Annotated in this window: 14 protein-coding genes; 1 reads left to right on the top strand and 13 read right to left on the bottom strand. The window is 33.5% G+C overall.

Annotated features, from left to right (window positions below; all coding sequences use genetic code 11):
- Positions 1 to 4: 4 nt before the first annotated feature.
- On the bottom strand, positions 5 to 1,414 hold the full coding sequence (locus Q5O86_RS02060; protein WP_302625484.1) for an HlyD family efflux transporter periplasmic adaptor subunit: 1,410 nt from the start codon (positions 1,412 to 1,414) through the stop codon (positions 5 to 7).
- Between the two features lie 135 nt (positions 1,415 to 1,549).
- Here Q5O86_RS02060 and Q5O86_RS02055 point away from each other — a divergent pair, with 135 nt between their 5' ends.
- Complete coding sequence (locus tag Q5O86_RS02055; RefSeq protein ID WP_302625483.1) at positions 1,550 to 1,765, top strand: DUF378 domain-containing protein; 216 nt, start codon at positions 1,550 to 1,552, stop codon at positions 1,763 to 1,765.
- A gap of 66 nt (positions 1,766 to 1,831) precedes the next feature.
- On the opposite strand, the gene Q5O86_RS02050 is transcribed toward Q5O86_RS02055, so the two are convergent.
- The 12 genes from Q5O86_RS02050 to miaA all read right to left on the bottom strand — a co-directional run bounded on the left by Q5O86_RS02050 (position 1,832) and on the right by miaA (position 13,683).
- Complete coding sequence (locus Q5O86_RS02050; protein ID WP_302625482.1) at positions 1,832 to 2,245, bottom strand: twitching motility protein PilT; 414 nt, start codon at positions 2,243 to 2,245, stop codon at positions 1,832 to 1,834.
- A gap of 102 nt (positions 2,246 to 2,347) precedes the next feature.
- Positions 2,348 to 2,746 carry a methylglyoxal synthase gene (locus Q5O86_RS02045; protein ID WP_302625481.1) on the bottom strand — a complete coding sequence of 133 codons (399 nt, stop codon included), beginning with the start codon at positions 2,744 to 2,746 and terminating at the stop codon, positions 2,348 to 2,350.
- 105 nt (positions 2,747 to 2,851) lie between these two features.
- Entirely contained in the window at positions 2,852 to 4,000 is a 1,149-nt protein-coding gene (locus Q5O86_RS02040; protein WP_302625480.1) for an FtsW/RodA/SpoVE family cell cycle protein, read from the bottom strand.
- Between the two features lie 25 nt (positions 4,001 to 4,025).
- Positions 4,026 to 4,271: a cell division topological specificity factor MinE gene (gene minE, locus Q5O86_RS02035; protein WP_302625479.1), complete on the bottom strand. Its 246-nt coding sequence runs from the start codon at positions 4,269 to 4,271 to the stop codon at positions 4,026 to 4,028.
- Complete coding sequence (gene minD / locus Q5O86_RS02030) at positions 4,268 to 5,065, bottom strand: septum site-determining protein MinD (RefSeq protein ID WP_302625478.1); 798 nt, start codon at positions 5,063 to 5,065, stop codon at positions 4,268 to 4,270. Before minD ends, minE begins: the two co-directional genes overlap by 4 nt.
- A gap of 78 nt (positions 5,066 to 5,143) precedes the next feature.
- Positions 5,144 to 7,975 (bottom strand): penicillin-binding transpeptidase domain-containing protein, encoded by a 2,832-nt coding sequence (locus Q5O86_RS02025; protein WP_302625477.1) that lies wholly within the window; start codon positions 7,973 to 7,975, stop codon positions 5,144 to 5,146.
- The gene (mreD, locus tag Q5O86_RS02020) at positions 7,965 to 8,498 is read right to left on the bottom strand and encodes a rod shape-determining protein MreD (protein ID WP_302625476.1); all 534 of its coding nucleotides are present in this window, start codon (positions 8,496 to 8,498) and stop codon (positions 7,965 to 7,967) included. Before mreD ends, Q5O86_RS02025 begins: the two co-directional genes overlap by 11 nt.
- A 22-nt stretch (positions 8,499 to 8,520) precedes the next feature.
- Positions 8,521 to 9,372: a rod shape-determining protein MreC gene (gene mreC, locus Q5O86_RS02015; protein WP_302625475.1), complete on the bottom strand. Its 852-nt coding sequence runs from the start codon at positions 9,370 to 9,372 to the stop codon at positions 8,521 to 8,523.
- Between the two features lie 56 nt (positions 9,373 to 9,428).
- A complete protein-coding gene (locus tag Q5O86_RS02010) occupies positions 9,429 to 10,460 on the bottom strand; it encodes a rod shape-determining protein (RefSeq protein ID WP_302625474.1) in 1,032 nt (343 codons plus the stop codon).
- A gap of 65 nt (positions 10,461 to 10,525) precedes the next feature.
- Positions 10,526 to 11,212 (bottom strand): DNA repair protein RadC, encoded by a 687-nt coding sequence (gene radC, locus Q5O86_RS02005; RefSeq protein ID WP_302625473.1) that lies wholly within the window; start codon positions 11,210 to 11,212, stop codon positions 10,526 to 10,528.
- A gap of 226 nt (positions 11,213 to 11,438) precedes the next feature.
- Positions 11,439 to 12,731, bottom strand: a complete 1,293-nt coding sequence (locus Q5O86_RS02000; protein WP_368074724.1) for an aminotransferase class I/II-fold pyridoxal phosphate-dependent enzyme — start codon at positions 12,729 to 12,731, stop codon at positions 11,439 to 11,441.
- Entirely contained in the window at positions 12,718 to 13,683 is a 966-nt protein-coding gene (miaA, locus tag Q5O86_RS01995) for a tRNA (adenosine(37)-N6)-dimethylallyltransferase MiaA (RefSeq protein ID WP_302625471.1), read from the bottom strand. The genes Q5O86_RS02000 and miaA overlap by 14 nt, the downstream gene beginning before the upstream one ends.
- Positions 13,684 to 13,691: the final 8 nt, after the last annotated feature.

Genomic DNA, 13,691 nt, shown 5'->3' with positions numbered 1-13,691 from the left:
GATTTTATTGATAAATAACTTGATTTTCAGATACTTTACTTGCATCTAATACAATGCGGTCATAAATCTGCAAACTATAATCCATCTTTTTTATAATATTGTACTCCGGAGTGCTGTCCAAAATTTTAACAACAGTAAATATTGTATATCCATTATTGATATTATAAGCACCCATAAACTCTCTTGTACGCTGAATCACATAATTTTCGTGGGAATTTGGTTTTGTAATAACATCCCCTTCATTAAAATAAATCTTAGAAATATAATAATTATGTTTATCTTTATATGCTATCGGCGGATAATAAATTTGTGATTCATCTTTTTTACGATTACTGTTTTGAACGTTAAAACCAATATTATTATTGTTTTTTCCTTTGGTACTATAGTTTATTGGTACTACATACAATTCGTTTGACACGATAGAAGATTTAGGGACTTTATATCCTGATTTTGATTCTTCCACAATCTGAATATCCAAAAATCTGTCTGTTGCATATCTCACAACATACTTTGAAAGTGTAATGATACCATAATAATTTTTATCTTCTCCAGTTACTACTTTTAAATTGGCTGTAGTAGACAGACCATCTTTCATAAATTTAATTTTAACATTAGTAAAATCACTATCTCTCTGTTTTGCCTCAGCTTTATATTTTTTTGCCTGAGATTTAGAAAGCTGAACCGCTATACTCCATTCATCAGAATTTATTGACTTGTAAATAGGCATTCCCTTTTCAATCCTGTCACCGGAAGAAAAGAGCGCTGAAGTATATTCTGATTTATTAAAAAGCGATTTCTTTAACTTATTGGGAGCTAATGTCTCATAATCATCTACACGATAAAGGACAATTCCTGAAACCTCAGATTTATCTATTGTAAAACTCCCACCATTACGTTTTGCTAACTTTTGTAATGAATTCATATTTACAAGATCCACAACAGTCCCTTTTAATGTACTTTTAAAATCGTAAACATCAGAAAACTCCATATCATTATAATTATTGCTATAATCATATAATATATTGGAAATCGTTTTCATATTTTCTTCTGTCATATTTGCATTATCTTTACTTACCTGTGCTAACAAATCATTTAATTTTCCGGTAGAGTCTATACTGTATAAGGTAGAATTTTTTGATATCCGTGAACCTTCACGGATATAATAATCTATATATCCTGATTGTTTTGCATATTCTATTATTTCATTTCTAAGCGCAATACCAAGATATGTTTTATTTACAACTTCTGCATTGGTTCCCGTTGTAACTTCATAATATTTTGTTTTTTCTGTGGAAAAATAAATTACCGAATTTATAAATATATAAACTAAAATCAAACCAAAAACAACGATTCCCACATTAATATGAAATGGGGAATTAAATTTGATTACACGTTTTCTCTTTCTTTTTGACATCTTATTCTCTCCTAAAACTTAACTTTCATTATCTAATATTATCAAGTGTAAGTCAATATTTCTAAATAAATTTAAAATGTATTATTTTTATTCTTTTGGAAAAAATAATATCAGACTTTAAAGGAGGTAATATTTATGAAATCAAAAGGTTTAGATTATTTGGTGTTAACACTTGTTATCATTGGAGCAATCAACTGGGGATTAATCGGCTTTTTTAAATTTGACCTTGTTGCATTTCTCTTTGGTCAGTTGACATGGCTATCTAGAATTGTGTATGCAATTGTAGGAATATGCGGGCTTTATATTATAAGTTTATTCGGAAGAATTTGTTCATTCGGAGAAAACAGATAAAATCTATATAACGAATAAAACATCCATATATCAGACAAATGTCTTAGTATATGGATGTTTTATTTATTAGCAGGATACAATTATTTTTTCCCTGACACTTTGCGGTAAATCCCCTTCCGATAAAGAAATACTACAAATAAATTTTACATTGTTACTTAAACGCTCTAATGTTTCAATGGCTGAAGTAATGTTATCTCTATCCAGATAAGCAACCTTTAGTAAACTGTCAATAAATACACATTCAATATCATGGTTTCCCGATAATAAACCTGATACGAAACCAATAAAACCCTCATATGTAGTTACAGGATATTCTGTAATATTAATTAACCGAATCTGATTATTCAGTTCATACATATGCTGTGAGCTTTTATCGATATATACTACAGCTCCCTGTGCCTGTGAGATAATTTCATTGGTCTTTTGTAACATAATTTTTGTTTTTCCATTACCTTTTTCACCGCAAATAACTTCAATCATGTTGCTATCCTCCTTTGGTTTTATTAAATTTTAATGTTATAAAATACTTTATTCAAAGTATCTTAATGAAAGTACCACATTTTAAATCAAGAACTGTGGTACTTAATTTTTATATATTTCACGCCACTCTAAATCACCTCTGTTCAGAGACTTAATCAACAATTCTGCTGTGGCTATATTTGTTGCCAAAGGAATATTGTGCATGTCACACAATCTGATTGCTTTATGAATATCCGGCTCGTGGGACTTTGGGTTCAGTGGGTCTCTGATAAAAATCAGTAAATCTAAATCATTCTGCTCGATTTGCGAACACATTTGCTGTTCTCCCCCTAAATGTCCTGCCAGATATTTATAAACATTCAAATTTGCTGCTTCTTCTATCAATCTTCCTGTGGTTCCTGTTGCATATAATGAATGCTTGCACAGAATTCCTCTATAGGCGATACAAAAATTCTGCATAAGCTTTTTTTTCGAGTCGTGTGCAATTAATCCGATGTTCATAAATCCCTCCATTTCTTATGAATAGTATACCTAAATATTTGTAAAAGTTCTACAGCAAATATGTTTATTTTTCAATTATTTTTTCAGTTATTTATTACAAATTTTTTAAACCATTGCCTTTGTACGTTGTAAACCAATATTTAGAACAATTCCCACACCACAATACATACTGAGCAGTGAGGTTAAACCATAGCTAACGAATGGCAGAGTTACACCTGTATTTGGAAGTAAAAATGTTGCTACCGAAATGTTTACAAACGTCTGCACTGCAATTAGTGCTCCAAAACCAAAGCAAAATAATTTTCCTGCAAACGTGGGGGCTCTGGAACCCGTAATAAAACATTCTAATACAATCATAAATAATAATATTATGACTGCCGCCGCACCAATAAAACCTAATTCTTCACCTACAATTGTAAAAATAAAATCAGTATGGGACTCTGACAGCATCTTTCCATTTTTTACGGATGTGACCGTGTTATTGTATAACCCCTTTCCTGTAAGACCACCGGAACCAATAGCAAGAAGTGAATTTTCCTGCTGGTAGCGTATTCCTTTTGCTATCTCATTGTCATCCTGGAAAAATCCGATAATACGATTATACTGATATTCACTCAATATTTTTTTTCCGGTATCCGGCTGTATAATAAAATATCCCAAAATACATGCAACCGGTATAGAGATAACTAAAACTGCCGTTACAATCTTATGACTCATTCCGGACAAAAACATGATTGCCACAAAAGTCAGACAGATAATGATTGTCGTTGATAAATCGGGCTGTGATAAAATCAGTACCATAGGAATACCAAAAAGAACTACTGCACCGCCTAAGGTTTTAAATGTGTTCAGTGTCTCTAATCTCTTATATATATACGTTGCTAAAAATATAATCAAAAATATTTTAGCAAACTCTGATGGCTGAAACTCCGTAAATCCTAAATTAATCCATCTTTTTGCTCCTTTATTTACGGAACCCAATACTAAAACCAGTAATAGCAGCCCTATCGTAGTAAAATAAATTGCCCAGTAAAATTTAAATATAAATTTATAACTGATAAATGTAAAAAAGATAATTGCAATGATTCCAAGAACCAGCCCCAGAATTTGTTTGAATTGAAAATTTTCCCCTTCTGTTGCACTTCCAATACATAGTATTCCGATAATAGTAATTGCAATAACATATATCAGTAATCTAAAATTGAAATTAGACAATTTGTAATTTTTTATGGTATTTCGTATTTTTCTAATCATTAATCTGTGACCTCAAATCTGACTGTTAAATTTTAATTTCCTTAATTGGTATGTTTGCCATAAGACATGGACCTTTTTCATGTTGTATCTCTATGTGGCAGTTGTCAATATCTATGTCTATGTATTTTGATATAACTTTAATGATATCTTTTTTGATGGCTTCTGTCGTGTCAGGGTTACACCCCAGTCTGTCGGTAACTAATAATATCTGTAAACGTTCTCGTGCAATTTTCCCGGAATGCTTTCTATATATAAATCTCTTAAAAATCATTTTGACGCCCCCTTACTAAAAATATTTTTGAAAAACAGAAATGAAAATCTTCCCTCTGTTTTGTCTTCAGTAATATGGACACCACTAATTCTCTCGGCTATCTTCATAATTGCACGGCCGGATACTGTATTCTGGTCTACGACAGCCTCTCCTCTATTTGTGGCAATGACTACATTGATATCATCATTTACACAACCGATAATGTCTGTTCCCAAAATTTCTACGACATCATCTGAGGACATCATATCTCCGCGTTTAATCAACTCCGGCCTCAATTTATTTACCAAAAGATAAATCGGTTCAATTCCATCCTTTTCAAGTAAACCAATAATTCTGTCAGCATCCCTTATCGCTGACACCTCAGGAGTTGTCACTACAATTGCCTTTGTTGCTCCTGCGATGGCATTTTTAAATCCCTGTTCAATGCCGGCCGGGCAATCAATAATAACAAAATCAAACTCTTCTTTTAAACAGGAAGTCAATTCTATCATTTGCTCCTGTGTAACGGAATCCTTGTCCCGTGATTGTGCGCTCGGCAGCAAATAGAGATTGCTGTGCCTTCTGTCTTTGATAATTGCCTGCTTTAATCTGCAATTTCCTTCGATTACGTCCACTAAATTATATATAATGTGGTTTTCTAATCCCATTACAACATCCAAATTTCGCAGGCCGATATCTGTATCAATGGCAATTACACTGTTTCCCATCTTTGCCAAAGCTATACTTAAATTTGCGGTAATTGTTGTCTTTCCTACACCGCCCTTTCCTGAAGTTACAACTATTACTTCTCCCATTTATTCCTCCTAAAATAAAATCAATATCGTCATCCTTTGTATTTTATCCAGGAGATTTGTAATTACATTACAACAAAATTAGTCCTGTGTAACATTTTTCGTATTATCCATTTTGACCTCTTTTTTGATGTCTTTATCGGTAATTTCACCATAATAATATTGGATAACACTTTTTGCAAGTTCTGCGGAATCATGTGATGAATTACCAAAAGGTATTACAACAGAGGTGGCAAGCTCAGGCTCATTATATGGTGCGTATGCCACAAATAAGGAATGTGGATTACGCTTTTTATTTTCCTGTGCCGTACCCGATTTTCCCGCAATCTTAATTTTTGTATCTTTAAAAGATTTATATACAGTTCCGTTTGTAATAACCTGTCGCATGCCATCATGAATAGCATCCCAGGTACTTGTGTTAACGTCAACTGTATTTGTAAGCTTAGATTTATTTTTCAAAAGGGTTTTTCCCTTTGAAGACTTTACTTTATCCACTAATGTTAATGAATAATTTTTCCCACCGTTTGCTATTGTTGATACATATCTTGCCAACTGAACCGGTGTAAATGCATTACTTCCCTGACCGATTGCCGAGTGGACGGCACTCTCTGTAGAAAAATGTGGTTCTCTTTCGGTAATTTCTACACCGGACAATGAATTTAATCCGAGTTCCGTTGCATATTTTTCCATTTTATTGAGTCCAAGAGAACTGTCATATGAGTTACTTCCATTTTTTCCCAGTCGGTATCCCATTTCATAAAAGTAATAATTGCATGATTGCGCCAGCGCCTGCATTACATTAATACTTCCATGCGTTGCACCATGTGAAAAAATCCAACATTTTGGCGATGGTTTTATTTCTTCAAACTGACCTTTATCGGTTATTGTGTCATACTGTCCGACAACATCTTCTTCTAATGCTGTCATCGTTGTGCACATCTTAAAGGTCGAACCTGGAGCGGAAGCTCCCTGTGTAGCCCTGTTATACAGCGGTTCAGACTGGTCATCTACTAATTTTGCCCAATAATCAGGGTCGACCGTACCGGAAAGCATATTATTATCATAACTTGGATACGTTACCAAAGCTCTCACTTTACCCGTTGCAGGGTCTGTAATTACAACCGAACCGGAACATGGGTCTAATGCAAGCTGCGCCGGTGTAATATTTAGTTTTTTTATCTGATTAATAATAAACTGATATGTTACATAAGTATCATAAGTAGACAAGCGATTATATGTTTCCGTATCTTTCTTTAAGACTTTCTGGTCATATAAAAGCATGCATATTTCACTGCCTGAAATTGTTCCATCATAAATCCTGTATGAAACTACTTTTTTGCCAAATGAAGTATTTTTCTTTATATCAGAGATAATATATTTTCTTAGAATATCATAAGTCTCTTCTGTAGATAAATAAGAATCTGAAACATCAAGCGGCTCTAAATTAATCCAATTCTGCTTTATCGCATATCTGATAAATTCATTCATGCTGATTTTTCCACCAACATATTTATTGTATGTTTCATCCTTTGTATCAATCGAGGATGTAAGCAAAATACCATCATTTTTTAACAAATCATAAATATAATCATAATATTCTTTAAATTCATCATTTAAATCATTGTAAATCTCTCCATCATCAGAATTTAACTGTGATTTTAATTTAGAGACAGCTTCAGAAACGCCGTTTTTATATTTTTGGTATACGCGTTCCTCATTGTCTGTTGACTTTTTAGATAAATGCTTAATACTCACAACATTATTTGTGACTAACTGTGCATATACTTTTTTTACGGAAATATAATGTAAATCTTCATCTGTTTCTTCTTTTTCATTTACATCATAATTTTTAATTTCAGATATCAATATTGCAGCAATTCTTTTTTCAAGCATTGTATAAACAGCTTTTTGTAATTTTGCATCTATTGTCAGATAAACATCACTTCCTGCTTTCGCATCTTTTTTTGAAATGGTACTTAACTTCTTTCCCGTATTATCTACAAAAATCTTTTCTTCTCCATGTTTTCCCTGTAAATAATTTTCCAGAGATGATTCGATTCCTGCCTTACCAACAATGTCACTGGAAGTATAATTCTTTCCCTCTTCCTTAAAATCTTCTAACTGCGCATCAGAAATAGTACCTGTATATCCCAGAATCGGTGCAAAATAAATGCTGTTATTATATTTTCTAACTGTTTGTTCTTCTACTGTAACACCTGTCAATTCGGCCTCATTTTCGTATATAGCTGCCGCTGTCTCTCTGGAAATATCTTTTGCGATAGTAATCCCCACATACTTCTGATAAGAATTTGCGTATACATTATAGCGAAGGGATATTATCTTAAGGAGCATTTCGTCATCAACGTCTAATTCTATCTCAAAGAAATCATTTTTTAAAAAATTTATGATTTCACCTGTGGATGCATTCGTATAATCATGTCCCTGATATTTTAACCCTTTACCAAAAATATTTTCCATAAAAAGCTGTTTCGCTCTGTCAGATGTAAAACTTTCCTCCCACTTTCCATCTTCATTTAAAGTAATCGGAAAATCAATAATCACCTTATCTCCATATTTTTCAATCACATTGATTGCTTTATATACAATGGAATTCATCTGGTTGTTTTTTTCATTAGAACTGTCAATCTTATCTTCCATTCTGACAATATACGCCAACTCATCATACGCCAGAACATTCCCCTTTACATCCAGTATTTTTCCACGGGTACCGGATGTATAGACAGTCTTTTCAGCTTTTTTAATGTATGTATTCAAATAATAATTTTCATTGACAATCTGCAAATCAAAAATTCTGTATAACAGAATAGAAAACAGACCAATTATTATAATACTTACAATAAAGATTCTCGATTTAATTATTTTAGATATGGTATATAAAAAATCACTTATCAAAACTTAATATATTCTCCTGTTTTAAAGTAAATATTTTTTCATTCAAAAGATAAAATAACTTATACAGTAAAAATGTAACAAAAGTTGTAATAATCATTTCCGGTATAATTACTTTATTGAAATAAAATGAAAAATCTAATTTGTTTCTTAATAAAAATCGGAATGTATAGCATGCCAGATTATATGTGAAATCACTGGCTAAAACTAATAACATTGGCATAAAAATGTGATTGCTGTAAAACATTTTTTTAAATAATCCACTAAAAAATCCTACATACATATATATCAGTGCATAAAGCCCGATAACATCACCAAAAAATATGTCAACCAGCAGTCCGCATATCAGCCCGGTAACACTTCCATAGTTGCAGCCACGCATAAAACCAAAAATACACGTCGTCATCAACAGTAGGTTCGGTGTGGCAACAGTCTGATAATTTGCACGGGAAAGTGAAGTCTGCAAAACAAATGCAGTGATAATAATAACTGCCGTGATTATTATTTTAATCAATCTGTGTTTCATAAATATTACCCTTAGAATTGAATTAATCCTTTAATCCTTCTTTTAACTTTTTGATAACTAAAACTTCATCAATATGTTGAAAATCCACAACAGGAATCATTTTGCCCGATTGTGTGAGTTCATTGGAATCCTTTGATGTCTCAGTCATATAACCTACCAAAATACCCGGAAGAAATTTATCACTAATCTGTGATGTGATAACCATATCACCCTCCGCAATTTTAGCTTCCTTTGCAACCCCGGTAATATTTAAAATACCTTCGTCAAACAATTTTAAATCTCCACTGGCATAGCCCGTATCAGATGTATTTGCAAAAGAAACGCTCACATTACTCTCATCGTCAATAATAGAACGCACCTTTGCGTAATTTTTTCCTACATCATAGACAATTCCTACGAGTCCACCGCCGCTAATCACATTCATATCCACTTGGATGCCATCATCGGAACCACGATTAATTGTAAATATGTTAAACCATTTCCCGGGATATTTCCCGATAACTTTTGCAGCCACCTTTTCGTATGCCGAATAATCTTCATCTAATTTCATTAACTCTCTAAGGCGTGTAAGTTCATATTTATTCTGTGCTAAAAGGCTGTTCTCCTCTGTAAGCTCATTCACTTGTTCAGACAGTTTTGTATTTTCATTTTTTAGCTGCTTTACTGTCTTTAAAAGCTGAGTTTTATCCGTAAACCAGCTTCCAATATTATTCACACCACTTTGCAGGGGAACTACAACAATACCTGCGACTGTTTTAAACGGTCTGGAAAAACTTGAAAAAGCAACTGACAGTATTAATGATGCAATACAAATCAGTGTCAGTATAAATATTAAAATTTTTGGTTTTATATTAATCTTTGTTGGTCTTTTCATTCTTCTCATCCTATAACTAAATTAACTACATGTTATCTGTACAAAAGTAAACGCTGCTAGAATGAACTTTCTCTCGGTTCATACATTAATTTCTTAAATCCGGAATCAGACATAATTACAGAAATACCTCTTATCACCGAATCCTGTGCATTATTTACGGTATTCACTTTTAAATCTGTTTCTTTGGCAATGAGCTTGTCCAAATTTTTTATAGAAGAGGAACCACCTGTAAGATAAATTCCCGTATCAATAATATCTGCCGAAAGCTCCGGTGGCGTTCTCTCAAGAAGATTTTTGATAGCTTCTGTGATGTCATCAAAAAACTGCTTGATTGCCTCATAAATCGTTTCTTTGGAAACCCCTCTCTCGGAAGGCAGTCCTGTAATGACGTTCCTTCCATATACATAAAGAATATCATCATTTCCATCGTCATCTTCGTCATACATTGCATCAGACAATGTTTTTTTAATCTGCTCTGCTGTTTTCAATCCAATCAAAATATTGTACTTTCTTTTGACAACATCACAAATCATCTGGTCTAATTTATTACCACCAAGTTTTATTATTCTGCTGACAACGATACCTCCAAGAGAAATTACAGAAATTTCTGTCGTATCAGCGCCAATATTGACTATCATGTTTCCTCTGGCACTTGACATATCGATTCCAAGCCCGACTGCATCGGCAATAGGTTTTTCAACAATTTTAATCTCTCTTGCTTTAATATCTGATTTCGCTACAACATCATAAAATGCCCTTTTTTCGACTTCTGTAATATCTGCGGGTACTGCAATACAAAATCTTCCCATTTTACTTCCTCTGGGACCGGTCATTTTCTTATAAAACTGTTCAAATAACATCTTCATGCTTTTCAAATCAGCAATTACACCATATTTAATTGGGAATATAACATTAATATTTTCAGGAGACTTCTCATACATTTTATATGCTTCATCCCCGATTTCAAATAATTCATTTTTGTTTTTTATAGCAATAATATTTTTTTCATTTAATGTTGTTCTTGTTATTCCATTATATATTTTAATATTGCTTGTACCAAAATCAATACCAAAAACACTACGACTCATAGTATATCCTTTCATAACTTATAATTATGTTCTTATGAGAAATGATTATAAGTTTACAACCTGGTTTATATAAATTTTAATTCTTTTAAACTTGAAAATTTATTATCTCCGATAATAATATGGTCAAGAAGCGTAATTCCTATCAAAATACCTGCTTCTCGAATCTTAAGTGTACTTTTTATATCATCTTTACTTGGTGTCGGCTCACCGCTGGGGTGATTGTGTATTAGAACAATATTTGCTGCATTACACTTTAACGCCTCAACAAAAATCTCCCTTGTGCAAACAAGCGACTGGCTGATGGTTCCTCTCGTGAGTTCCTTATCTTTTATTAACTTACATTTCACATCCAAAAACATTACATTTAATGTTTCCTGCTCTAAATGCCGCATTTTTTCCATAAAAAAACCTGCAATCTTTTGAGGGCTGTCATATTTCACATTATTGTGAAAAGGTTTTATGGAAATTCTTTTAGCCAACTCACCCAAACATAAAATTTGAACAGTTTTGACCATCCCCATCCCCTTGATTTGGAGAAGCTCTTCTTTTGAAATATGCATCACAGATAAAAGATTTATCTTCCCTCCTTCATCCGTTAGAATTTCATTGGCTAAATCATATGCACTGCTCCCATTCGTACCTGTTCTTAAAATAACAGACAATAGTTCACAGTCTGACAGCACTTCGGGACCGGAAGAAAAACATTTTTCGTAAGGTCTCTCTGTTTGTGGGATGTCTTTAATTTTTTTCATATAACTCCATTTCTGTCTCTCTCCAAGTTCAGAACTGGCAGGTAACCATTTTTTCTTAGAAAATGGTTACAAGTATATTGGTATTATGGCACATGAAAAATCTGCTTCGCAGATGTGCCATAAGCAGGTAATCATTTTCTTTCAGAAAATGGTTACAAGTTATTCTAGCACAATAAAAATTATGTGTATACGTTTTTTACAATAAAAGGTAAATAATGACAAAAACTTATTTTAATGTAATCAATTCGTCATTCACCATATTCTGAAAGGCTTTCAAAATCCCAAGTTTGGCATGCTGCCATGTCAGACCACCTTGAAAATAAACTGCATATGGTGGTTTTATAGGACCGTCTGCACTGAGTTCTATAGAGGAACCGGAGACAAACGCTCCCGCTGCCATAATAACCGGTGCATCATAGCCGGGCATATCCCAAGGTTCCGGAGTTAAATGGCTGTCGACAGGTGCAGCTGCCTGAATCCCCTTACAAAAAGCAATAACACATTCAGGATTACCAAATTCAATTGCCTGAATTATATCATGTCTACTTTCATTTCCGTCAGGAATCACTTTAAAGTTAAATTTTTCAAAAAGATTCGCAGCAAATATTGCTCCTTTCAGCGCCGATGCAACGACTGTAGGTGCAAGAAAGAGTCCCTGATAAAAAGATGTAATCACACCAAGATTTGCCCCGACTTCTTTTCCAAGTCCCGGAGTTGTCAGTCGATATGCACAATTCTCAATACATTCCTTTTTTCCGCAAATATATCCGCCAATCGGAGCCAGACCGCCTCCCGGGTTTTTTATGAGGGAGCCTACAATCATATCTGCTCCCACATCCGAAGGTTCTATCGTCTCAACGAACTCACCATAACAATTATCTACCATAATAATTACATCCGGATGCATCGATTTTATAAATGAAATCACCTGACCGATTTTTTCAACAGATAATGTAGGTCTTGTAGCGTAACCTTTAGAGCGCTGTATTCCGACTAACTTAACATCCGGTGTCATTGCTTCTTTGATACCATCAAAATCAAACCCGCCATTTTCCAACAGGTCAACCTGGGCATATGTAATACCATATTCGCAGAGACTGCCTCTTGATTCCCTGATTCCAATAACTTCCTCAAGAGTGTCATATGGTTTACCTGAAATATATACCATCTTATCACCGGGACGTAAATTAGCTGACAGCGCAATAGACAATGCATGAGTACCACATGTAATCTGGGGTCTGACCAGAGCATCCTCGGTATGAAAAACATCGGCATATACTTTTTCTAATGTATCTCTCCCTAAATCATTATAACCATATCCCGTAGTTGTTGTAAAATGCGCTTCAGAAACCTGATTTTTCTGCATTGCACGAGTCACCTTTAATTGATTGTACTCGGCAATTATGTCAATTTTTTGAAATCTTTGTATCAAACTTTCAGAAATTTTTTTAGAAAAATCATAAACTTCGTCAGAAATTCCCATTTCATTATACATTTTTTTTATCTCAGTCATGTAAATCCTCTTTCTTTATTATGTGTCTTTTTTCCAAAATCATAAGCATTTCATCTAAAATCTTTGCATGATTATAATTATAATCATTAATATGAATCATTGTCACATCCTTCTCACGTCGAAACCATGTAAGCTGTCTTTTGGCAAAATGCCTTGTATTTAATTTGATGTTATAAACTGCATCCTCCAGACTCATATTACCTTTGACACATTGCGCCATCTCTTTGTAACCAATTCCCTGCATAGAAGGCAGCGTCTCGCTGTAACCCAAATCAAGAATTTCCTTTACTTCATCATACAGTCCCTGTTTCACCATAATATCCACACGTTGATTAATTCTATAATACAGAGCTTCTCTCTCATCATTTAAAACAAAATATACGAAATTGTAAGGTGATGTGTTTTCTCTCTGCTGTTCATTATGTTCTGAAATCTGTTTCCCTGTCTCATAATAATATTCCAACGCTCTAATAACTCTCTTGGAATTATTAAAGTGAATATTTTCAGCAGCTTTAGGGTCCACACACTTTAACATATTATGAACATATTTATTTCCTTTTTCTATTGCTAATTGTTCCAGTTCTCTCCGATATACATGATTTTCGTCTGTTTTGTCAAATTTTATATCGTATAAAACAGACTGAATGTAAAAACCTGTCCCACCAACGATAATTGGAATCTTTCCTCTATCATAGATGTCCTTTATACACTGCTTTGCCATCTGTTGAAAAGTGTGAACATTAAATTCTTCATCCGGGGTCAGGACATCTATCAAATGATGTCTGATACCACCTGTTTCTGTTGGCAAAACCTTTGCCGAACCAATATTCATATATTTATAAACCTGAATAGAATCGGCACTTATAATCTCACCATTTATTTTTTTTGCAAGTTCGATTGCCAATGCTGTCTTTCCCACCGCTGTCGGTCCGGTCACAATAATAAGATTATTATTCATTGAAAATA

This window comes from uncultured Eubacterium sp. (assembly GCF_937958975.1).
Classification (GTDB): Bacteria; Bacillota; Clostridia; order Lachnospirales; family Lachnospiraceae; genus Eubacterium_G.
Note: the sequence above shows the minus strand (reverse complement) of the source record. Positions and strands in the feature narration are given on the sequence as shown.